A 22,177-nucleotide genomic window follows, 5' to 3' on the forward strand; every position below is an offset into this window, starting at 1 on the left:
AGCGGTGAGAGCTTTCAGCAGTTGGCGGCGATTTTGCATTCGATCGTTCCTTTCGGCGGATTAGATACGCAGGGAACGGCATCATAAAATCCAGCGAGAATGGCGGACGGCCATAAATCCGCTTATGGAACCGCAATGTCCCTCCTGCAGTTGCGTACCTTCGTCGAAGTCTACCGCCGTCGTTCACTGAGCGAGGCGGCCCGGGCAATCGGCATCACCCAACCGGCGGCATCGCAGCACATCGCTTCGCTCGAGGCGCAACTGGGTCGTCCCTTGTTCGAGCGCCATTCGCGCGGCGTCCGACCGACCGCGATTGCCGACGATCTCGCGGCTTCGATCGGAAGCAGCCTCGACACCGCGGAATCGGCACTGGCCAGCGCGCGGGCCCGATCGTCGCGCATCTCGGGCACGGTCCACATCGCCGCGCCGTCGGACCTGCTGGGAGAGATGATCACGCCCCGGCTGGCCCCGCTGCTGGAAGCAGGGCTTGACCTGCGCCTGCATATCGGCGGGCGCGAAGCGCTTTATGCCATGCTCCTCGAAGACAAGGTGCATCTGGCCGTCACCGCCTCGCAACCCGAAGATCCGCGGTTGGCCTTTCATGCGCTGGGGGAAGAGCACCTGCGCGCCGTAGCCTCGCCCGCCGTGGCGAGCCGGATTGCCGAATTGCCGCTGGCCGACGGGCTCAACCGGACGGCTCACCTCGCCTACGATCTCGACCGGCCGTTGCTGCGGACCTGGCTCGAGGCAAACCAGATCGAACTGACCAGCCAGCCCGCTTTGACCGCGCCCGATTTGAGGGTGCTAAGGTCGGGATTGTGCGCGGGCATCGGCTGGACGGTGCTGCCCGGCTATCTCACCCGCGTAGAACGCGCTGCCTGCACGCTGATCGAGATACCCGCCCCGGTCACGGTGCCGCGCAACGCTTACTACCTCGTCTGGGCACGCTCATCGCTGCGACACCCGCGCGTGGCCATGGCTCGGGACGCCCTGATTGCTGCACTCCGAATATAATTGTGGCCACGCCTGTTGGCCGTCAGCGCAAATTCAGGTCTGAACCAGCTGAGCGCTGGCGGAACGAATGGCGGCTTTCGGGATCGTCGGCGACAAGGACGAACGGCCGGATGTGATGCTACAATCCTTTCCCAATCTTGGGTCGGAATCTGAGCATCGCGCACCACCTTGGCCGGACCTCCAGCGGGTCTTATTTCTCACACGAGAGCATAGGTTTTGATTAGACCAGCCGCGGAGAAATCGGCTAACAATTCATCAGCTTTTTCGAGATCCCTGGACTTAACGAGCTCAATGGCCTTGGCCGGAAGGACTGGTTGATGGACAGACATGCTTTCTCTCGGTTTTGGAAAGCAATGTGTGCCAACCATTCGTGAAAATGCAGTAACCCACTGGTTCGCTGCGGATAATCAGGTCAATTGACGGGCGATAGCCCGAAATCACATCCCGCCGTCATCAGCGCCGATGTTCGCGGATGCCCACCTAAGTTTTTCATGTTCTTTTCATGGAAACGCGGGCCATCTCTTCTAAACCATTGAAAAGATGGTGGGCGCGGCAAGGATTGAACTTGCGACCCCACCCGTGTGAAGGGTGTGCTCTACCACTGAGCTACGCGCCCGCCAGTGCGGGGGATCCCGCCAAGGCAGGGGCGCGCCGATAGGGCGATTCGGCGCGCCATGCAAGCTTTTGCGCGCTAGCTCCCCAGCACGCTGGCGGCGATCCGGGCGAGCCAGCCGGCGGAGGGGCCTTTGGCCGAGCGGGCAGTCGGCGTGGCCGGGCATTCGAGGCACATGGCCTGCGCGCCGCGCACGGACACCAGCCGCTCGACATCGCTTTCCACCTGCCCCAGCCGGGCGTGGTGCCGTGCGGCGATCATTGCGAAGACATCGCGCGGAGGATGGGATGCCTTTGCATCGCCGCCGAACATGCCGGCCAGGAAGGCGTCGAACCCGTCAGGTTCGTTGGCAAGGTAGCGCGCATGCCAGTCGCCCTCTTCAAGGCCCGCCTCGCTCGCCGCCCATTGCAGCGCCGCGTCGAGCCCGCCGAACTGATCGACCAGGCCGAGCTGCCGCGCGCTGCCGCCGTCCCAGACGCGGCCCTGTGCGATGCTGTCGACGCGGGCGGCATCCATGTTGCGCGAGCGCGCGACGATTGTGAGGAAGCGGGCATAGTTGTTCTCGATGACGGCCTGCAGGATCGTGTCGACCTCTGGCGTGAACCCGGAAAGCGGATCGGGCTGGCCGGACAGGGGCGTGGTCTTCACCCCGTCGGTCGTCACCCCGATGTCCGCCAGCGTATCTTCGAAAGTGGGGATCACGCCGAAGATGCCGATGGAGCCGGTGATCGTCTCCGGCTCGGCGAAGATGCGCTCGGCAGGGGTGGAGACCCAATAACCGCCGCTTGCCGCGACATTGGCCATCGATACGGCAACCGGGATGCCAGCGGCGTGATAGCGGACGATGGCCTGCCGGATTTCTTCGGAGGCCGTGACCGACCCGCCGGGGCTGTCCACGCGCACCACAAGCGCCTTGAGGTCGCCTGAAGCCAGCGCCTCGTCGAGAAGGTCGGCAATCCGCGTGCCGCCTGCCGTGCCGGGCCCCGCTTCGCCGTCCACGATCTCGCCCGCGATGGTGATGACGCCCACCGCATTGCCCCCTTCCTCGACCGGGTTGGCGTCGAGCCAGATGTCGAGATCGGTGGACGGGTAAGCACCCGGCGCATCGCTCCACAGGTCTTCGCCGACCAGCTCTGCCACCCGCTCGCCGAACTTGGTCTTCGAGCCGATCGCATCGATCAGCCCGGCGTCCACTGCGGCACGCGACAGGTCGCCGCGCGCGCTTTCGACCCATGCGGCAGGGTCGCTCGTGATCCGATCGAGATCGGCATCGGGCCGCGCCTTCTTGACGTTCGCCTGCCATTCTTCCCACAGCGCGCCGTAGAGCGCGTTCGCGTTCTCGCGCGCTTCAGGCGACATTTCGGACAGGAGGTAGGGCTCCACCGCCGACTTGTAGGTGCCGACGCGGTAGACCTTGGCGTTGATGTTGAGGCGGTCGATCAGCCCGGCGTAGTACAGCCGCTCTCCGCCCGGCCCGGCGACAAGCGCGCCGCCCAGCGGGTCGACCCAAGCTTCGGTCGCATGGGCGGCCAAGAGCATGCCGTCGTCGCCATAGGCCATGGCGTAGGACAGGACTGGCTTGCCCGCGCCCTTCACCCGCTCCAGCGCGGCGCCGATTTCCGACAGGTGCACCTGGCCCCCGCCCAGGAACGTTGAAAGGTCGAGCACCACGGCCTCGATCCGTTCGTCCTTCGCCGCCGTGTCGAGGGCGTGGACGATATCGCGCACCGGGTATTCGCCGGTCGGCGCAGCGCCGGAAAGCAGGGCATCGAACGGGTCGACGACAGAGCGTTCTTCCACCACCACCCCGTCGAGCGCCAGCACCAGCGCCCCGTCGCGCACGCCGCCTTCGTCCGGCCGCGCGGTCAGGATGGCGAACAGAGTGAAGAAGAAGATCAGCATGAAAACGAGCACCAGCCCGTCCTTCACCGCGACTATCAGCTTCCAGACCTTGCGTGCGAAATCCATCGTGCGTCCCGTTTTTCCGGCTCTGCGCCTGTGTCGCGTGGGGTGTTGCGGGGGCTTTAGGGGTTCCGGCAGGCGGATGCCAGCGATTCAGCTTGAGGTGGCAGGCAGGCGGCCCTAAGGGCCTGTCTTCGATGACAGATGGCGCCCCCGCACCCCGATCGAACCGCTTTCCGGCGGGCGGGCAGGCGTTCCCGCATCGCGACCTCCTCGGCATCGGCCGGCTGGAACGGCACCAGATCCTCTACCTGCTTGCCGAGGCCGACCAGTATGTCGAACTCGGCCGCCAGACGCACAAGCACACGGACGAATTGTCCGGGCTGACAATCATCAATGCCTTCTTCGAGAATTCCACCCGCACCCTGCTGAGCTTCGAAATCGCGGGCAAGCGGCTGGGCGCGGACGTGGTCAACATGCATGCCGCGCAGTCGAGCGTGAAGAAGGGCGAGACGCTGATCGATACCGCGATCACGCTCAACGCCATGCGCGCCGATGCCATCGTGATCCGCCACGGCAGCAGCGGCGCGGTGGCGCTGATCGCGGACAAGGTGGACTGCCCGGTGCTGAACGCCGGGGATGGCAGCCACGAACATCCGACCCAGGCTCTGCTCGATGCGCTGGCGCTGCGCCAGGCGCTGGAAGAGCGGGGTGAGGGGGCGGAGGATTTCACCGGCCTCGTCGTGACGATCTGCGGCGACGTGCTGCACAGCCGCGTGGCGCGCTCGAACATCCTTTGCCTCACCGCGATGGGCGCCACCGTGCGCGTGTGCGCCCCCCCCGCGTTGATGCCCGCTGCAGTGGAGGCGATGGGGGCCGAGGTGCATCACGACTTCGAGACCGCGCTCAAGGGATCGGACGCGGTGATGATGCTGCGCCTGCAGACCGAGCGGATGAGCGGGCAATTTATCCCCTCGCCCAAGGAATACCGCCACCTTTACGGCCTGACGCGGGAGCGGGTGGAGCGGCTGGTCCCGGAAGCGATCATCATGCACCCCGGCCCGATGAACCGCGGGGTGGAGATCGACAGCGATGTGGCCGACGATCCTGACATCTCGATCATCACCGACCAGGTGGAAATGGGCGTCGCCATCCGCATGGCCTGCCTCGACGTGCTGACGCGCCGCCGCCGCGGCCTGCCCGGCTGGGACGGCCAATGGACATGAGGGGCGCGCGGTGAGGCAGGACAGGCCCTTCACGATCACGGGCGGCCGGCTGGTCGGACCGGATGGCGTCACTGGCGGCGCGCTCAGGGTGGCGGACGGGCTGATCGCCGGCGTCGGCGATGTCGCACCGCAGGACGGCGACGAGGTCATCGACGCGGGCGGCGCGCTTATCGCACCCGCGCTCGTCGATTTCGGCGTCTTCGAAATCGACAAGCCCGCCTGCCATTTCGGCGGGATCGTGCGTGCGGTGCTCATGCCCGATAGCGATCCGCCGCTCGATTACCCCGCCCGGGTCCGCTTCGTCGCGGCGAGCGGCAAGCCGGACCTGTGGGTCCATCCGCTGGCGGCAGCGACGGTCGGGCTTGAGGGCGCGCAGCTCGCCGAAGTGGCCCTGATGCGCGAGGCCGGCGCGCGCGGCATCGCCACGGGCCGCCGCTGGATCGCGGATAGCGGCATCATGCTGCGCCTGCTGCAATATGCGGCGATGCTCGACATGGTTTTGGTCACGCACGCCGAAGACGGCGGGCTGACTGGGGACGCGGTTGCGACGGCGGGCGACATGGCGACACGCCTCGGTCTGCGCAGCGCACCGTCAGGGGCCGAAGCGCTGGCGGTTGCCCGCGATCTTGCGCTGGCCGAGATGAGCGGCGCACGGCTGCACATAAGGCAGGTCACGACCCGCGCGGCGCTCGACCTCGTGCGCGCGGCGAAATCGCGCGGGGTTGCGGTCACCTGCGGCGTGACGCCGGCCCATTTCATGTTGTCCGACCTCGCCCTCGGCGAATTCCGCACTTTTGCTCGCCTCTCGCCCCCGCTGCGAAGCGAGGAGGACCGGCTGGCGGTGGTCGAAGCCATCGGTGAGGGCACGATCGACGTTATTGCCAGCGGCCACGATCCGCGCGGGGCGGAAGACAAGCGCCTCCCTTTCGCCGATGCTGCGGATGGCATGGCGGGGGCCGAAACGCTGCTGCCGATGGCGCTGTCGCTGGTGCGCGACGGCGTGATCCCGCTCGAACGCGCCTTCGCCATGCTGGCGACCAATCCCGCCCGCATCCTCGGCCTGCCCTCCGGCGTGCTGGGGGAAGGGATGGAGGCCGACATCGCCCTGGTGGAGCCGGACAAGCCGTGGATCGTCGACAGCCGCGAAATGGCCGCCAGCGCAGGTAACACGCCGTTCGACCGCCAGCCGGTGCAGGGCCGCGCCACGGCCCTGTGGAAAGCTGGCGTGCCGGTGGGCGACTAGGCAAAGAAAAACCCCTCCCCGGTGATGGGGAGGGGCTGTAAGTTTCCCTGTCTGGAGAGGGTTGGGAGACCTAGCGGCGCGCCATGCGGACGCCGGTATCGACCGCGCCCGGCATCGGACGACCTTCGGACCAGGCATAGCAGGCACGACCTTCGGTTTTCACGCGGCCGCACATGGAGGCCGCTTCGCTGCGGGCATAGCCGCCGGCGGACACGCGCCAATAGCGCTTGCCGCGCACGACGGCTTCCGTGATGACCATTTCGCGATCCGCGAGTTCGGGGTAGCGGCTCTGGTAAATGCCCCAGGCGCGCTTCGCACCGGCTTCGGAGCTGAACGAGCCGAGCTGGACGAGGTGGCTGCCGCCGGTGACCGGAGCGCTGGCGACCGCCGGTGCGGGATCGGCGCCGCGTGATGTACGGGCCGCTGCGCGCGGGGTCGGCTGGACCACCGGATTGCTGGTGAAGCGCGCGCTGTCGGTGACGACCGGAGCGGGCATTTTCACGCCCAGGCTCTCGGCCACCTCTGCCGTTATGGCGGGAACCGGGCTTGCGACCGGTGCCGGGGCGATGGGCGCGTTGGCTGCAGGCACGGAAAGCGGTGCAAGGGCTACGCCCGAGTTGAGTGCAGCCGGGCTGGCCGCTGCAACCGGGGCGGGCGCATAGCCGTTGTCGGCACCCACCGGCATCAGTTCGCCGTTGAGGTCGGTCGCTTGCGGATAGTCTGCGGCGGCGACCGGCGTTGCATAGGCCGCGGCGCCGCTGGCGAGGCCGACGGCACCGGGCGCGTTGGAGAGTGCCAGCGACACCGGCTGGCCGCCGTCGGCGGCGTTTGCAGGCACGCCGAGCAGGCCGGCGATCCGTGCGGTCGCGGCCTCGGGATGGATGGTTGCAGCCCATTCGGCCATGCGCTTGCCGACCTGGTCCTGCGGAATGTCCTGCGCGGCCATGATGCGCGCTTCGCGCCACTGGCCGGCCAGCGCATAGGCATAGGCGAGGTTCTGGCGTGCCTTGACGCTGGTGTCGCCGCCGCGGATCGCGGTGGTCAGCACGTGGACGCCGCGGCGCGGCTCGCCGGCGAGGGCATAGGCGAGGCCGAGGTCGGCGGCGGGAATATCGTCGGCGCGGGCGCGCAGCAGGCCGAGCGCTTCGGGCTGCTTGCCGGCACCCGACAGGGCGAGTGACAGGCTGAGCGCGGTGCGGGCGCTGTCATCGCCCAGCCGCACGGCATCGTCGAAAGAGGTCGCTGCCGAAGCGAATCGGCCCGCATCGAGATAAGCGGCGCCCAGCATCGCGCGGTAATGCGCACTGCGCGGTTCGGCCAGGACGGCAGCCTCTGCGTGCTTGACCGCATCGGTCGTCCGGCCCCGCTCCAGCGCAACCTGCGCCTCCCCGGCCGAAACTTCGGCCCGCGGCGCGGGATTGGTGGTGCACGCACCCAGCAGCGTGGCCGACAGCGCGGAGCTGGCGGCCAGGATGATCAGGCGCTTGCGGTAATCGGCTCGGAAATCGGCGGTCTGCATGGCTGGTTCCTCCCTCTCGGATCAGCTGTTCTTCATTTGCCGTGCCAGCGAATTGAGTTCGGGCATTTCGGCGAGCAACTTGTCGAGCGCCTCGGTGACGATCTGCTGTGCGCTGCGACCGCGCATGGTCGAGGCCAGGCGCAGTTTCAGGTGGCGATCGCTGTCAAGACGCAGGGTAAAGGCGGCGCGGCGAGCGGCATCGGTTTTGCTCTTCGGCGCTGCAGCCTTTTTCTTCTTGGTTCTTGGTTTGGCAGGCTTGGCCGTGGCCTCGTCGTCCGCGACGTCAATCGCAGGCGCCTTTTCCTTTGCGACGAGGCGTTCCGCCAGCGCTTCCTGCTGCTTGCGGACCTCCGGCTCTTCCACCGGCTCGGCTGCGATGTGCAACTGGGGCGAGGGGGTCAGGCCGGCAATCGGGCTGGGCGCATCGTCGCCCATGTCGTTCCAGCCGAGATCTTCGAGATCGGCGGATACGGTGCTTTCGAAATGGTGCTGCGGCTGCAGCTGCGGGCGCATGGCCGGGCGGGCCCCCCCCTTGCGGGCAAGCAGGGACGGTCCCAGCGACGCGAAGGGAGAAGGCTCTGTCATGGCGCTGCTCCCCGCGATCATTGTGCGACGCGGCGGCCGAAGCCGGCTGCCGGGCGGTGCTGCACGTGCTGGGCGGTGATGCCCGGCGCGGCGAAGACCGTACGGCGGAAATTCTTTTCGAGGCGGTCGGCGATATAACCCCAAAGCGCGGTGACTTCGCGCGCGGAGCGGCCTTCCGGTTCCACTTCCATCACCGTGCGCCCGTCGATCATCGACGCCGCAAAATCGGTGCGGTGGTGCAGCGTCACGGGGGCAACCGTGCCGTGCTGCGAGAGGGCGACGGCCGCCTCGCTGGTGATCCTGGCCTTGGGCGTGGCGGCGTTGACGCAGAAGATCAGCGGCTTGCCGGCGCGCTCGCACAGGTCGACGGTCGCGCCCACGGCGCGCAGGTCGTGCGGGCTGGGGCGGGTCGGCACCACGATCAGTTCGGCGACCGAGATCACCGACTGGATGGCCATGGTGATGGCCGGCGGCGTGTCGATCACCGCCAGCTTGAAGCCCTGCTGGCGCAGGGCGGCGAGGTCGTTGGCGAGGCGCGAGACGGTGGTCTGAGCAAAGGCGGGCAATTCCGCCTCACGCTCGTTCCACCAATCGGCGAGCGAGCCTTGCGGGTCGATGTCGATAAGGACGACCGGGCCGGCCCCGGCGCGCTGCGCCTGGACTGCAAGGTGGCCTGATAGCGTGGTCTTGCCCGAACCACCCTTCTGCGATGCCAAAGCCAATACGCGCAAAGGAATTCCCCCTGATAACTGTTTCCGGGCCCCGTAAGCCGGTCTTCGGTCTCCGGAATCGCAGATCACCCCTAATTTTGGGTTAACGCGGGCGGAGGCCGGAGGCGGCCGGGCTGGGAAGGCGGTTTGGCGGGAAACCATAAATCCTTTGCTAACACCGCGTTGACTATGGCAGTTTCCGATTGGGCTAGAGGGTTTGCGACATGACGGGCACCGTAACCATGCGAAAGCCAGGGGCGCTGGTAACCACGGCAGCCGTGGCGGCGCTTGCGGCGATCGGCGCTGCGCACCCTGCAATGGCCGATGTGAAGGACGGGGTGGAAGCCTGGTCGCGCGGCGATTTCGACCGTGCGGTGGCGGAATGGCGCGCCCCGGCGGAAGCGGGCGATCCCGATGCCCAGTTCAATCTCGCGCAGGCCTATCGCCTCGGCCGGGGCGTCCCTACCGATTTGACCCGGGCCGAGGAACTTTACCTCGCCGCCGCTTCGCAGGGGCATATGCGCGCTGCCGATACATACGGCCTGATGCTGTTCCAGAGCGGGCGGCGCGAAGCTGCGCTCCCTTACGTCCAGGCGGCATCGCGCCGCGGCGACCCGCGCGCGCAGTACCTGCTCGGCATCGCCCATTTCAACGGCGACCTGGTGGAGAAGGACTGGGTGCGCGCCTACGCGCTCCTGACGCTCGCCAATTCGGACGGACTGCCGCAGGCAGCCAGCGCCATCGCCCAGATGGACGGCCACGTACCGCTCGAACAAAGGCAGCAGGCCGCGACGATGGCGGCCCAGATGCGGCGCAGCGCGGAAGCGACGCGCAACCGCGAACTCGCCGCTGCGGAACTGGCGCGCGATGCCGGCTTGATCGCTTCGGCCAATCCGCCTGCCGTCGCCGCGTCGCCGGCCAGAGCCAGCAGCTCGCCTGCGATCCCGCGCACCATCGCGACGGTCGAGACGCCGCCGTCGGTTGTTGCCGCTCGCCAGGCTGTTGCCGAAGCTTCGCGCGTGACGGGCACCGAAAGCCCGGCAACGGCTGGTGCCGATTTCGCACGCCCGCCAACTACGCAAAGGCCGCCGCAACCGGCACCGGCGCGCACGGTCGAGGCCCCGCCCAGGGCTGCGCTTACGCAGGCGCCGCCTGCGCGCGCCGCGTCCAATACCGCCACCGGCGGACCGTGGCGCGTCCAGTTGGGCGCATTTTCCGTACCCGCGAATGCCGAGCGCCTGTGGTCGCGCCTGTCCGGAAACCCCGCGCTGTCCGGGGCCGACAAGCTGGTCATCACGGCTGGCCGGGTGGTGAAGCTGCAGGCCGGCGGGTTCGCCTCCCGCTCGGCAGCACAGAATGCCTGCGACGCGCTCAAGCGCGGCGGGCAGGACTGCCTCGTCACCCGTTAAAAACGTTTCTCCCCGGAGCCAATCGTCAGCCGCATTCGGCCGTTGGTCGAACGCCCGCTTGCTACTGCCTTGCCACTGCGCCACCGTCTCCGCAGGATCGATAGAGGGGGTATCCGATGGCGAGCGAAGCGCCGACTGCAGACATGGCGATGGCGGAAGCAACGCCGGACCAGCCCGTGCGGCGGGAGGACCGGATCGTTTCGCTCGACCTCATTCGCGGGGTCGCGGTGCTCGGCATATTGTGGGCTAATATCACCGCCTTCGGCCATCCGCAAATGGCTTACGCGTGGCCGAAATTGCTGCCCGGCGGCGGCAACAGCGCTGACGATGCGATGTGGCTGTTCCAGTACATCTTCATCGACGGCAAGCTACGCGGCCTGTTCACGCTCCTCTTCGGCGCAGGCGTCTACCTGTTCATGGAGCGAGCCTGGTCGCGGGGTAGCTCGCGCTGGCTGCAGGCCCGGCGACTCTTCTGGCTGGGTGCCATCGGCTTAACGCATTTTTTCTTCATCTGGTACGGCGACATCCTGTTCCTGTACGCGATGTCCGGCCTGCTTTCGCTGATGTTTCTTAAGCGGTCGATCAAGACGCAGTTCTGGCTCGGCATCTCGCTCTACCTGCTTGGCGGCGCTTTGTTCACACTCATGCTCGGTGGCCAGGCCTTGATGGAGGCCAATCCGCAGATCGAGGGCGCGAAAGAGGTCATGGCGTTCTGGGAAGAGATGCGCGCGGGCGTACCGGCGAAAGTGGCCGTGTACTCCACCGGCTCGCTGACCGACATCTGGGATTATGCGCTGGCCGAGTATCCCAAGGTGCTCGCGAATTACCCGATCCTTGCGATCACGGAGACCCTGCCGTTGATGCTGATCGGCATGGCGCTGTTCCGCTGGGGCTTCTTCGAAGGCGCGCTGGACCGCGCGAAGACGATCCGGTGGAGCTGGATCGGGATTGCCCTTTCCGCCGTCCTATCGTTTTTGCTCGGCCTCTGGGTCATGGATCAAGGATTCCCGCAAATCCTGACGCAATTCGTTTTCGTCGGCCCCTCGCACTTCATCCGCCTGCCGATGATACTGGGCCTCGCGGGCCTGCTTACCGCCTACGTGCCCGGCATCGTCGCCACCGGCATCGGGCAGCGACTGGTCGCGGCGGGACGCGCCGCCTTCACCAATTACCTCGGCACATCGGTCGTGATGATGTTCATTTTCCACGGCTGGGCGCTGGGCCTGTTCGGCAAGCTTCACCGCCTGGAAATGCTGGTTGTGGTGTTTGCGGCCTGGGCAGTGATGCTGCTCTGGTCGAAGCCATGGCTCGAACGGTATCGCTACGGCCCGCTCGAATGGCTGTGGCGGTGCCTGACATACTGGCGGCTGTTCCCGCTGAAACGCTGACGAATTGGGCAAGGACTTCAAAGGAATGACAATGCGATCGATAACGGCCCGACTGTCCTTGGCGCTGGCCCTATGCGCCGGCCTCTCGGGGGTGCCGGCAGCCGCACAGGACAGCGGCCCGCAGGACGGCGAGGATATCGTCGTGACAGGCGAGCGCCCGGTCGAGGACCTGCCGGTCCAAACCGACGAAGGCTCGATCGTCAGCATCGGGACCAAGCAGGCGGCGTCGGAAGTGGAGCGCTTCTCCCGCTGCGCCCGTCCCCAGCCTGCCGAGCGGCTACGCAAGATCCTCGACGAGCGGCCCAATAGCCCGGGCTCGGAAGGCGCGCTGCACGATTACGTGGTCCGCAACCAGGGTTGTCTCGACCAGGTGCCGCGCCCGCTCCCTTCCAGGCCCTATTTCGGGGTTTGCGAAGCGCAGATCGTCGACCAGGATACCCGCACGACCGACGATGGCACGCTGCAGATCACCAGCGCGCCGATCACCGTGTGCCGCTCGGTCCTGCGGCGCGGACTGTTGTACCAGAAGGCCGTGCTGGATCATGCCGACTCGATCCCCTTCACGCAGAATGCCCTGTCCGCCCCGGGCGTGCTCGAGCGCTTCCTTGCGCGCGAAGATTATCGCAACGCCACGCGCGGCGGGCCGAAGTCGACATTCTTCTTCGCCGTCGCCTGCATGGTCCGCGTCCGTCCCGACTACGCGCTGCGACTGCTGGAATCGGAACGCGGTTCCGCGCTGGAGGACGAGATGCGCGCCCGCCTGATCGGAAACGGCCAAGCCTGCGTCGGCGGGGTGGAAGACGTGCAGGTCGACAGCGACCAGTTCCGCGCCTTTGCCGCCGAAGCGGTATATGGCTGGATGACTGCCGTCTCAGGAAAGGCAACTTTAATAGAAGGTTGATGATGAAGGTCGCAAGAATTCCGCTTTGGCCGCTGGCTACTGCCATGGCCATGGTTTGCACCCCTGCCATGGCACAGGATCGTGAGGACCGGGACGATACGGCGGACATCGTCGTTACCGGGGAGGAGGCGCCGGTCGAGGCGCTCCCCATCCAGACCGAAGAAAGCGCGACTGTCAGCATCGGGACGCGCCAGGTCGGCTCCGAAGCCGGCCGTTTCGCGCGCTGCGTCCCGCCGCAGCCGCCGCAGCGCCTGCGCGCGATCCTGGACGAACGGCCGAATGGTCCCATCTCGGAGGGGGCGTTGCACGATTACGTCGTCCGCAACCGCGGCTGCTACGGCACGATGAGTTACCAGCCGCGCGCCTATTACGGCCAGTGCAACTCCCAGATCGTGAGCGAGGCTCCGCCGGTTTTCGCGTGCCGCACGCTGTTCGATCGCGGCTTGCTGTTCGAACAGGCGGCCATGAAGCAGGCCCGGTCGATCGACTTCAGCAAGGAAGCGATGGCGGCGCCGGGCGTGACGCAGCGCTTCCTTGCGCGCGAGGACGAGCGCAATGCCTCACGGGCGCAGGCCCAGAAGACGTTCTTCTTTGCGGTGTCCTGCATGATCCGGATCAATCCCGAATACGCCCTGCTGTTGCTGGAGGCGGAACCCAATTCCGACGCGGAAACGGAAATGCGCGCGCGGCTGATCGGCAACGGGTCCGCCTGCCTCGGCGGGATTACCGACGTTCAGGTAGATTCAAACCAGTTCCGCGTCTTCACGGCGGAGGCCGTCTACGGCTGGATGGCGGCGATTGCCGGCAAGCAGACGCTGGTCGAAGACAGCTAGGCGATCCTGCCTGCCTATTGCTTGTCGTGGAACGGGTTCTTGGGGCTGCGCAGCATGAGCCGCACTGGCACCGATCCGAAGCCGAGCTTCTTGCGGATCCCGTTAACGAGGTACCGTTCGTAGCTTTTCGGCAGGTCTTCCAGCTTGTTGCCGAAAATGACGAAGCGCGGTGGGCGGCTGGCGACCTGCGTGATGTAGCGCAGCTTGATCCGTTTGCCGTTGGGCGCGGGCGGCGGATTGGCCTCCAGCGCATCGTCGAACCAGCGGTTGAGCGCGGAGGTCGAAACGCGGCGGCTCCATGCCTCGCGCAAATCGAACGCTGCGCCCAGTAACGCATCGAGGCCCTTGCCGGTCATCGCGCTGACGGCGAGCAGGGGCACGCCGCGCACCTGCGCCAGCCCGTCGTCCAGCGCCTCGCGAACGCCGTTGAACAGTGCGCTCGGCTCTTCGGCCACGTCCCACTTGTTGATCGCGATGATGAGCGCGCGGCCTTCTTCCAGTGCGGCGTCGGCGATCTTCAGGTCCTGCTGCTCCAGCCCGCGGGTCGCATCGAGCAGAAGCACGACGACTTCCGCGAAATCGACCGCGCGGCGCGCATCGGCGACGGACAGCTTTTCCAGTTTGTCGGTCACCTTGGCTTTCTTGCGCATGCCGGCAGTGTCGATCAGGCGGATTTCACGCGTTTCGCCCGACTTCGGGTCGCGCCATTCGGTGTCGATGGCGATCGAATCGCGAGTGATGCCCGCTTCCGGCCCCGTCAGTAGCCGGTCGTCGTCGAGCATCTTGTTGATGAGGGTGGATTTGCCCGCATTCGGACGACCCACGATGGCAAGTTTCAGCGGCCCGGTGGGCACGGCGAAGGGATCGTCGTCCTCCTCGGCCTCGGCCTCGCGCCGGGCCTGCTTGTCGCGCAGCAAGGGTTCCAGCGCGTCGAACAAGTCGGCCACGCCTTCGCCATGCTCGGCCGACAGGGGCACCGGGTCGCCCAGCCCCAGCTCGAAGCTTTCGTAGATGCCGCCGTCGCCCGCCTTGCCCTCGGCCTTGTTGGCGACGAGGATTACGGGGACCTCCTGCGTGCGCAGCCAGGCGGCGATTTCCTTGTCGAGCGGGGTCAGGCCGGCGCGCGCGTCGATCACGAACAGGGCGACATCCGCACCCTTGGTGGAAACCTCGGTCTGCGCCCGCATACGGCCGGGCAGGCTGTGCGGGTCCTCGTCTTCCCAGCCTGCGGTGTCCACCAGCGTGAAATCGAGGCCGAGCAGCGTGGCATCGCCGAAGCGACGGTCGCGGGTCACGCCCGGCTGGTCGTCCACCAGCGCCAGCTTCTTTCCGACGAGGCGGTTGAAAAGCGTGGACTTGCCCACGTTCGGGCGTCCGATGATGATGACCTGCGGCAACATGATGCGCGCCACTTGGGACGGGCGCTACACAAACGCAAGCGCGCAAGGGTTTTCGCCTGCCATCGGCCGGTGTCCCGGAAAGGGTGAAATCGCGTTAACCTTAACACGGAAGCCGGTGTTAACCGTGAAGCGGCATCAGGCGGGCCATGGTTTTCCGCTCGCTCATGCCGCTGGCCGCATTCGCCGCCACTGTCGCCGCCGCAGCCCCGCTGGCTGCACCCATTCAGGCTTCTGCGCAGGAACTCGCGCCCTACTTGCAATGCGTACCCTATGCGCGCGAGGTCTCCGGCATTGCGATCTACGGCGATGCATACACGTGGTGGGGGCAGGCAGAGGGCCGTTACGAGCGCGGACGCACCCCGCGGGTGGGAGCGGTGATGCATTTCCCGCAGACGAGCCGCATGCGGCTGGGCCATGTCGCTGCCGTCAGCAGGGTACTCGGCCCGCGCCGGGTGCTGCTGCACCATGCGAACTGGTCGCCCATCGACGGCCGCCGCGGGCAGATCGAGCGCGACGTGCTGGCGATGGACGTATCGCCGAATAACGACTGGAGCGAAGTGCGCGTATGGTACGCACCGCTGGGCGACCTCGGCACGACCGAATGGCGCATTTCCGGCTTCATCTATCCAGACGCGGCGGTTAGCCAGCGGCGCACCGTGATCGCGCGCACCGTGATCGCGCGCACCGAGACACCGGCCCCGCGCCGCGTGACGCCGCAACGCACACAATCGTCGGCGGCCTTCACCAGCGCATTTGCCAATCTCGACGCACCGGTCCGGGCTGCCCCACGCCCTGAGGTCCGTCCGTCAGCGCGCCGGGCGCCGCGCCGCTTGGAAAGCCGGCCGGCTCCGCGCTCAGATTCGCGCCCTGCGACTGCCCGCCGGCAAGCGAGCGATCCGATCGCCGCGGCGATCGCGCGCTACGAGGACTGAGATTCAGTCCTTCTTCGCGACCGGGGCGTCGTCGCCCAGGTCTTCGTACCAAGCTTCGACCGGCCCCGTGAGCTTGATGGTCAGCGGGTTGCCCTTGCGGTCCATCGTCTTGCCGGCCTGGACGCGCACCCAGCCTTCGGAAATGCAATATTCTTCGATGTTGTTGCGCATCGTGCCCTTGAAACGAATACCGACGCCGCGCTGCAGCTTTTCCGCATCGAAGTATTCGCTGCGCGGATTGATCGCCAGGCGATCGGGCGGAACGTCGGGGCCGCTTGCCTTTTCGGTGGCGGGCGCGCTGTCGGGGGCTTTGTCTTCGCTCATGCGATGCGCCCATAAGCCGCTGTCGCCCCGCCCGCAAGCGCGCCGGGCACCGGCATTCAGTCCGGCGGCAGCTGGGTGAGCGGGACGGCGGCGTCGTGAGTCTGCTCGCCCGCACCGTCGAGCCGGTCGGGCGAGATTTCATCCGGGGTGTGGCCGGGCTTGATCGTATCGTCGCCCGGGGTCGAGACTTCGTCGGGCGTGGGGGAGGCAATGCCGTCGCCGCGATCCGGCACGGGCGTTTCGGCCGGGACATCTCCCGGACTGTCGCTGTCTCCCTCGTCTTCGGCCAGTTCGCGCGATGATACCGGATCCGCGTCCGTATCGATTACGGGTGGTGTGGCGGGCGGCAAATTTGCTTGGTCGTAATCGCGCTCTGAATAGCGTTCGTTTTGCTTGGGGTTGGTCATGGTGCAATCCTTTCGCCCCATGAAACCGATGGCCTGCCGTCCTTGTTCCGGCATTCGCTTGCCCTTTGCGCCCCATGTGACTAAGGGCCACGCCCTGACAGGCAGGCGTCCCACCAACAGGATCCGGCCGCGGGCTTCGTCATGCGGGCGTGGCGGAATTGGTAGACGCGCTGGTTTTAGGTACCAGTATCGCAAGATGTGGGGGTTCGAGTCCCTTCGCCCGCACCACGTCCGCCGCCGCTATTCCCGCGGGATTGGCGAAGCCTGACGACATGAATTCGAACGACGGAAAGTAACAGAGCATGCAGATCGCCGAGACCACCAACGAGGGCCTCAAACGCGCTTACACGCTGACCATTACCGCCAAGGAAATCGCCGAGCGGATCGAGACCGAGGTCAAGAAGATCGCGCCGCAGGTCCGGATGCCCGGCTTCCGCCCCGGCAAGGTCCCGGCCAACCTGGTCAAGAAGATGCACGGCGATGCGCTGCATGCCGATGCGCTGAACGCCTCGGTCCGCGAATCGGTCGACGAACTGATGCGCGAAAAGGAACTGCGCCCCGCGCTGCAGCCCAAGGTCGAACTGGGCAGCGACTATGCCGAAGGGAAGGACGCGAAGGTCGATGTCGAGCTGGAAGTGCTTCCCGAAGTGGAAGCACCGAGCATCGACGGGCTCAAGCTCGAAAAGCTGGTTGTCCCGGTGGACGACGAGCGGCTGGACGAGGCGCTGAAGGGCCTCGCCGAGAACCAGAAGAGCTACAAGGACGCGCCCAAGAGCAAGAAGGCCGCCGACGGCGACCAGCTGATCATCGACTTCGTCGGCCGCGTGGACGGCGAGGAATTCGAAGGCGGCAAGGCCGAAGGCAGCCCGCTGGTCATCGGTTCGGGCCAGTTCATTCCCGGCTTCGAAGAGCAGCTCAAGGGCGCCAAGACCGGTGACGAGAAGACCATCACGGTCACCTTCCCCGAAGATTACCCGGCCGAGCACCTTGCCGGCAAGGAAGCCGAATTCGACGTTACCGTGCAGCAGGTGAAGGTCGAAGGCGAAGCCAAGATCGACGACGATTTCGCCAAGCAGTTCGGCCTGGAAGGGCTGGACAAGCTTAAGGAACTGATGCGCGGCCAGATGGAGCAGGAGCTTTCCGGCCTCACCCGAACGCAGATGAAGCGCCAGCTGCTCGATGCGCTGGCCGCCGATCACGATTTCGACGTGCCGCCGAGTATGGTCGACGCCGAATTCGACCAGATCTGGGCCCAGCTCCAGCAGGAAGCCGCACGCGAGGAAGACCCCGCAGCGGCGCTGAAGGAAATCGAGGCCGAGAAGGACGACTATCGCAAGATCGCCGAACGCCGCGTGCGCCTCGGCCTACTGCTGTCCGAAATCGGCCAGGCCAACGGCATCGAGGTCACGGCGCAGGAAATGGACATGCTGATGCGCCAGCAGATCCAGCGCGTGCCGGAAGACCAGCGCGAACAGTTCATCGACTACATGCGCAACGAGCCGATGGCCCAGGCCCAGCTCCGCGCGCCGCTCTATGAGGAAAAGGTCGTCGATTTCCTGTTCGACAAGGCCGAAGTCACCGAGCGCGAAGTGACCCGCGAGGAACTGGAAGCCGCGATCGAGGCGGAAGAAGCCCCGGCGGACAAGAAGCCCGCTGCCAAGAAGAAGGCGCCCGCAAAGAGGGCCGCGGCCAAGAAGTCCGACGACAAGAAGGCGGATGACAAGAAGCCTGCTGCAAAGAAGGCCCCGGCCAAGAAGGCGGACGACAAGAAGCCTGCTGCGAAGAAGGCGCCGGCCAAGAAGGCGGACGACAAGAAGCCTGCTGCGAAGAAGGCGCCGGCCAAGAAAGCGGACGACAAGAAGCCCGCAGCAAAGAAGGCCCCGGCCAAGAAGCCGGTTGCCAAGAAGGCTCCCGCCAAGAAGAAATAAGCGTTTAGCGCGCTGAGATCGAAAGCCCCGCCCGGACCTGCCGGAGCGGGGCTTTTCCTTGCGCGGTCAACTTTTCGAGCCAATTCCCTCGACCTGGATCGCCACGGTGTCGGAGGGTTTTGCGTACCAGTCGTCCACATGGCTCTCCTGGCCGACGTGGATGTGATTGCTGCCGTCTTCCACGAATTTCATCAGCCGGGCCGCAGTCATCCCGTGGATCACGATCGAGGCAAGGATCGTGAAGCTGGCAACCGCCCATGCCTCGTCGAGATCGCCGAAGTCGCCGTGGTTCTGGCCGTAGGCGAGGTAGTAGATTGACCCCATCCCGCGGATGCCGAGGAAGGCGACTGCAAGGCGGCCGGGGAACGGAAGGTCGCACAGCGATTCCGACAGCAGCCCCGCCAGCGGACGGATCACGAAGATCAACGCCAGCCCGATGGCCGCACCGGCCCAGGTCAGGTCGGCGAGCACTCCGCCGGCGAGCATCGCCCCGAATGCCAGCAGCACGCCGACCAGCACGATCTTCTCGATCTGGTCGATGAAATGGTGGCTGATCTTGTGATAGCGGCTCTTGTTCTCGCGCTGGCGGGCGGTCACCGCGCCCACGAAGACCGCGAGGAAGCCGTATCCCTCAGCCAATTCGGCGAGCCCGTAGGCAGTCAGCAGCGTGCCGAGCACGATCAGGCCCTCGGAAGTCGAATATTTCGGGGCCGCGCGCTCGCTGTCCTCGTCGATCTCCTTGATCGGCGCGTCGGCCTCCCGCTCGAAAACGTACCATGCACCCGCCCGGCCCACGAGCCAGCCGACCACGAAGCCGGCGAGGATGCGCCAGACGAAATCGATGGCGAACCATTCCAGCGTCCAGCCGCCGATCGCGGTCATGCCGACGGCGGCGATGGCCAGGTAGGTGAAGGGGAAAGCGAGCCCGTCGTTAAGCCCGGCCTCGACCGTCAGGCTGAAGCGCACGTCATGCCGCTGGTTTTCGCCCGGCGGGCCGACCTGCACGCTTCGCGCCAGCACGGGATCGGTGGGGGCAAGCGAGGCGCCCAGCAGAATGGCCGTGGCGGGCGCCAGGCCGAGTGCCCACCAGCCCAGCAGCGCCACCGCCGCGATGGTCAGCGGCATGGCGATGACCAGCAGCGGCCAGATCTGGCGCCAGTTGGTCCAGCTGACCGGCCTGTCGATGGCAATGCCTGCACCCATCAGGGAAGCGATGACGATGAATTCTGTCACATACTCCAGCGAAACGGCGTCGAACCCGTCCATCACCGGGTTAATGTGCGGCAAGCCCACCGGCAGCGAGAACAGCGCCCAGCCGAGCGCGACATAGACGATTGGCAGGGAAAGATACCGGCGTGCCAGCGTCCTTTCGAGCCCGACCGACAACACCAGCGCGAGGCCGAACAGGACGAACATCAGGATACGCGGTTCCATCGCGCCGACCATGCGGCGAAAACGGCGGCCGGGTCAACGCGTCATGCGTCAGGGCTCAGAAATTGCCCTGCAACGAGAAGCGGATGATCTCGCCGATTTCGGCTTCGCCGGTTTCCGTGAAGAGGATCGGCGCGGTATTGCGGAAACCGTCGTAGACGATTCGGCTGGACGTGGCCCGCGCGCCAAGCAGGTTCGATGCAGACAGGCGCGCCTTCATTCCGAGCACGTCCTTGTGCTCGACGAAGAGCTCCCCGAACAGTGGGCCTTCGTTGTCCTGCGAGATTTCCGTCAGGCGGAACTGGCGGCCGATTTCGAAGTGGAACAGCTCCGCGCCATAGGCCCAGTCCGTTTTGGGGATGTCGTGGCGCAGGTTGAGGTAGAGCTCGCGGAAGCGGCTGCGGCTGAAAGGCCGCGCCTCGCCCGTCAGAGGGTCTTCAAGGGAGCTCTTCTCGAGCTCGACCGAAACATCGAGCCGCGCGCCGTTCCATCCGATCTGCGACAGTTCCAGCGTGGCATCGAAATCGATCCCGCGGCGCCAGGCGGACGCGATGTTGCCCGGCGACTGGCCCCCCGGCACAGGAACGATCTCGACCAGGTCCTCGATCTGGCGGTCGAAGAGTTTCAGCGACATTGATCCCCACGCACCCAGCGTCTTCTGGATTTCGAGATCGGTTTCCCACGCCTGAGGGGGCACGAGTTCCGCATTGCCGGCATTCTCGTTGTCCGAGGCGAGGAACACGTTGGCGAGGAAATCTCCGAACGACAACTGCCCCACGGTCCGCGCGAACTTGAGAGATACGTCGAAGCCTGATCCCGGCTGCCAGCCGAACGCCAGCGAGCCCTTCGGTCGCCAGAACTCGCGCGAATTCGCACGGTCGCCGCTCAGTTCGAGGCGGGAGAATTCGCCGCCGGCAATCGCCTGCAGGGACAGGTTGCTGCCAATCTGCCTGCCATAGCTCAGCGCGGCTTCGTAACGGTCTTCGGAAACGCCGCTCGCATTGTCGGGAAATTCGATCTCTGCAAAGCTGCCGTCGGGTTCCAGCGAGAAAAGGGCCGCCACACGGTCGAGCCGGTTGAACGCGGCCTCCCCGCTCAATTGCCAGGCGGCCTCGCCCCCGCGCCAGCTGAATTCGGCGCGGCCGATCCGCTCGCCCGAGCCGTTGACGCTGGCGAAGCGTCCGCCGGTTGGCAGCGCGCCGAGGAAAGTGCTGTCGATCACCGTCTGGGCGCCGTCGCTGTGGGCATAGCGTTCAAGCCCGATCAGCTCCAGCCGCCCGCCGACGAGGTCGAAAGCAAGGTCGCCGCCGATCTCGTAATTGTAGCTGTCGCTGTCGAAGCGGCTTTCCTGGAACCGTCTGACTGCGAGCGGATCGAGGGCGTCCTCCGTCCCTCGGTTGCGGTTGAAGCCCCAGCCGTAGCTGCCGTTGATGTTCGCAACCACGTTGCCCGCGCCTTTCCAGCCGAGCGTTGCACCGAGGCTGGGAAAGTCGCCGTCCGAACGATTGGTCGTGAGCTGGTCTTCGAGGGTTCGACCGGCGGCGTCCGCAACGATGACAAAGCCGTCCGCGCCGCCGCGATAGCCGCGGTTGCGGGCGGAAAGGGAATAGCTGAAGTCGTTCGAAGTACCGCTGACCGATGCTGAGAAGCGCCGCGCATACAGGCTGTCGATGCGTGGTCGGTACTCGCTGCTCCATTCGAACTGCCCGCTGGTGCCGCCCACCTCGACCGTGACATTGGCGACCTGACCGGAGAGGCCGGGGATGTCGAGCGTCGCGCCGTCGACGATTTCGATCCGCACCACGTCGTCGGCGGAAACGCGGCCGAGCTGGTCGCGCGGGGAATCGCTTTTGCCGGTCAGGCGCTGGCCGTTGACGAGGACGTTGAAGTCCGCCTGGCCGAGCCCGCGCTCGCCGTCGTCGCCCCCGCTTATGTCGAAGCCGGGGATGCGGCGGAGCATGTCGATCACGTTGCTGGGTGCGAACTGGACGAAATCGGCGGGCGTGAAGACGCGGCGTTCCGCGCGCTGCGGCACGGCGGCGTCCTCTGCCGGCGCGGCGTCCTGCGCCATGGCTGGCAGGGGCGCGGCAAGCGCCAGCAGCGAAACGGCGCGGATCAGGCGGAATTTGACGGCCAAGACGGGCAACCCTCTGCGCAGCGCATTCTGGTTTTTTGCGGCGCGCCCGCTGCATGAACGTCCGCCATATGGTGTATCGCGCGGCGAAAGCAGTGAAGGGCGCGCCGTGCGACGCGGCTTCGACGAAACGACTGTGAGTGCCGACGAAGATTATTCCGCGTCGGGATTCCAGCGGTCGAGAGACGGGCTGGCGAGCGGTGCGGTGCGCGCGCGTTCGTAGGCCGCGCCTGCTTTCAAAACTTCGTGGTGGGTCCACTTCACGCCCATGATGGAGA

19 protein-coding genes and 2 tRNA genes are annotated in these 22,177 nt (G+C 66.3%); 11 read left to right on the top strand and 10 right to left on the bottom strand.

All coding sequences use genetic code 11. The features are described from left to right. Positions 1–135: 135 nt before the first annotated feature. Complete coding sequence (locus tag QQW98_RS07990; RefSeq protein ID WP_290134452.1) at positions 136–1,014, top strand: LysR family transcriptional regulator; 879 nt, start codon at positions 136–138, stop codon at positions 1,012–1,014. Positions 1,015–1,555: 541 nt separating this feature from the next. Here QQW98_RS07990 and QQW98_RS07995 read toward each other — a convergent pair. Together QQW98_RS07995 and sppA are read right to left on the bottom strand one after the other, a co-directional pair. After that, positions 1,556–1,630, bottom strand: a tRNA-Val gene (locus tag QQW98_RS07995). 75 nt (positions 1,631–1,705) lie between these two features. Beyond that, positions 1,706–3,595, bottom strand: coding sequence for a signal peptide peptidase SppA (gene sppA / locus QQW98_RS08000; RefSeq protein ID WP_290134453.1), 1,890 nt, complete (start codon positions 3,593–3,595; stop codon positions 1,706–1,708). Positions 3,596–3,726: 131 nt separating this feature from the next. Here sppA and QQW98_RS08005 point away from each other — a divergent pair, with 131 nt between their 5' ends. Continuing rightward, positions 3,727–4,755 carry an aspartate carbamoyltransferase catalytic subunit gene (locus tag QQW98_RS08005; RefSeq protein ID WP_290134454.1) on the top strand — a complete coding sequence of 343 codons (1,029 nt, stop codon included), beginning with the start codon at positions 3,727–3,729 and terminating at the stop codon, positions 4,753–4,755. 10 nt (positions 4,756–4,765) lie between these two features. Beyond that, complete coding sequence (locus QQW98_RS08010) at positions 4,766–5,998, top strand: dihydroorotase (protein WP_290134455.1); 1,233 nt, start codon at positions 4,766–4,768, stop codon at positions 5,996–5,998. Positions 5,999–6,068: 70 nt separating this feature from the next. On the opposite strand, the gene QQW98_RS08015 is transcribed toward QQW98_RS08010, so the two are convergent. The 3 genes from QQW98_RS08015 to QQW98_RS08025 are packed head-to-tail and all read right to left on the bottom strand — an operon-like array spanning position 6,069 to position 8,833. Continuing rightward, the gene (locus QQW98_RS08015; protein ID WP_290134456.1) at positions 6,069–7,517 is read right to left on the bottom strand and encodes an SPOR domain-containing protein; all 1,449 of its coding nucleotides are present in this window, start codon (positions 7,515–7,517) and stop codon (positions 6,069–6,071) included. Between the two features lie 21 nt (positions 7,518–7,538). Beyond that, positions 7,539–8,102, bottom strand: a complete 564-nt coding sequence (locus QQW98_RS08020) for a hypothetical protein (RefSeq protein WP_290134457.1) — start codon at positions 8,100–8,102, stop codon at positions 7,539–7,541. Between the two features lie 17 nt (positions 8,103–8,119). Further along, positions 8,120–8,833: a ParA family protein gene (locus QQW98_RS08025; RefSeq protein ID WP_290134458.1), complete on the bottom strand. Its 714-nt coding sequence runs from the start codon at positions 8,831–8,833 to the stop codon at positions 8,120–8,122. Between the two features lie 203 nt (positions 8,834–9,036). On the opposite strand from QQW98_RS08025, the gene QQW98_RS08030 reads away from it, so the two are divergent. From QQW98_RS08030 to QQW98_RS08045, 4 genes are all read left to right on the top strand, one after another. Continuing rightward, a complete protein-coding gene (locus tag QQW98_RS08030; RefSeq protein WP_290134459.1) occupies positions 9,037–10,221 on the top strand; it encodes an SPOR domain-containing protein in 1,185 nt (394 codons plus the stop codon). Between the two features lie 116 nt (positions 10,222–10,337). Further along, positions 10,338–11,609 (top strand): DUF418 domain-containing protein, encoded by a 1,272-nt coding sequence (locus QQW98_RS08035; protein ID WP_290134460.1) that lies wholly within the window; start codon positions 10,338–10,340, stop codon positions 11,607–11,609. A gap of 31 nt (positions 11,610–11,640) precedes the next feature. After that, positions 11,641–12,510 carry a hypothetical protein gene (locus QQW98_RS08040; protein WP_290134461.1) on the top strand — a complete coding sequence of 290 codons (870 nt, stop codon included), beginning with the start codon at positions 11,641–11,643 and terminating at the stop codon, positions 12,508–12,510. Between the two features lie 68 nt (positions 12,511–12,578). Continuing rightward, a complete protein-coding gene (locus tag QQW98_RS08045; RefSeq protein ID WP_290134462.1) occupies positions 12,579–13,343 on the top strand; it encodes a hypothetical protein in 765 nt (254 codons plus the stop codon). Between the two features lie 14 nt (positions 13,344–13,357). Here the strand turns inward: QQW98_RS08045 and der are convergent, their stop codons facing one another. Beyond that, positions 13,358–14,743: a ribosome biogenesis GTPase Der gene (gene der / locus QQW98_RS08050; protein ID WP_290134463.1), complete on the bottom strand. Its 1,386-nt coding sequence runs from the start codon at positions 14,741–14,743 to the stop codon at positions 13,358–13,360. A gap of 146 nt (positions 14,744–14,889) precedes the next feature. On the opposite strand from der, the gene QQW98_RS08055 reads away from it, so the two are divergent. Further along, positions 14,890–15,675 carry a CHAP domain-containing protein gene (locus tag QQW98_RS08055; RefSeq protein ID WP_290134464.1) on the top strand — a complete coding sequence of 262 codons (786 nt, stop codon included), beginning with the start codon at positions 14,890–14,892 and terminating at the stop codon, positions 15,673–15,675. A 3-nt stretch (positions 15,676–15,678) separates the two neighbouring features. Here QQW98_RS08055 and QQW98_RS08060 read toward each other — a convergent pair whose 3' ends face one another. Continuing rightward, positions 15,679–15,999 carry a DUF3297 family protein gene (locus tag QQW98_RS08060; RefSeq protein WP_290134465.1) on the bottom strand — a complete coding sequence of 107 codons (321 nt, stop codon included), beginning with the start codon at positions 15,997–15,999 and terminating at the stop codon, positions 15,679–15,681. Positions 16,000–16,055: 56 nt separating this feature from the next. Continuing rightward, the gene (locus QQW98_RS08065) at positions 16,056–16,406 is read right to left on the bottom strand and encodes a hypothetical protein (protein ID WP_290134466.1); all 351 of its coding nucleotides are present in this window, start codon (positions 16,404–16,406) and stop codon (positions 16,056–16,058) included. 143 nt (positions 16,407–16,549) lie between these two features. On the opposite strand from QQW98_RS08065, the gene QQW98_RS08070 reads away from it, so the two are divergent. Then, positions 16,550–16,634, top strand: a tRNA-Leu gene (locus QQW98_RS08070). Between the two features lie 74 nt (positions 16,635–16,708). Further along, positions 16,709–18,334, top strand: a complete 1,626-nt coding sequence (tig, locus tag QQW98_RS08075) for a trigger factor (protein ID WP_290134467.1) — start codon at positions 16,709–16,711, stop codon at positions 18,332–18,334. Between the two features lie 66 nt (positions 18,335–18,400). On the opposite strand, the gene QQW98_RS08080 is transcribed toward tig, so the two are convergent. Together QQW98_RS08080 and QQW98_RS08085 are read right to left on the bottom strand one after the other, a co-directional pair. Next, positions 18,401–19,768 carry a cation:proton antiporter gene (locus tag QQW98_RS08080; protein WP_290134468.1) on the bottom strand — a complete coding sequence of 456 codons (1,368 nt, stop codon included), beginning with the start codon at positions 19,766–19,768 and terminating at the stop codon, positions 18,401–18,403. Between the two features lie 55 nt (positions 19,769–19,823). Further along, the gene (locus QQW98_RS08085) at positions 19,824–21,902 is read right to left on the bottom strand and encodes a TonB-dependent receptor plug domain-containing protein (protein WP_290134469.1); all 2,079 of its coding nucleotides are present in this window, start codon (positions 21,900–21,902) and stop codon (positions 19,824–19,826) included. Between QQW98_RS08085 and QQW98_RS08090 the strand changes: the two genes are divergently transcribed. Beyond that, positions 21,892–22,122: a hypothetical protein gene (locus tag QQW98_RS08090; RefSeq protein ID WP_290137092.1), complete on the top strand. Its 231-nt coding sequence runs from the start codon at positions 21,892–21,894 to the stop codon at positions 22,120–22,122. The two genes, QQW98_RS08085 and QQW98_RS08090, sit on opposite strands and share 11 nt — an antisense overlap. Positions 22,123–22,177 lie beyond the last annotated feature (55 nt).

The organism is Alteriqipengyuania flavescens (assembly GCF_030406725.1).
In the GTDB taxonomy this organism is placed as follows: domain Bacteria; phylum Pseudomonadota; class Alphaproteobacteria; order Sphingomonadales; family Sphingomonadaceae; genus Alteriqipengyuania_B; species Alteriqipengyuania_B flavescens.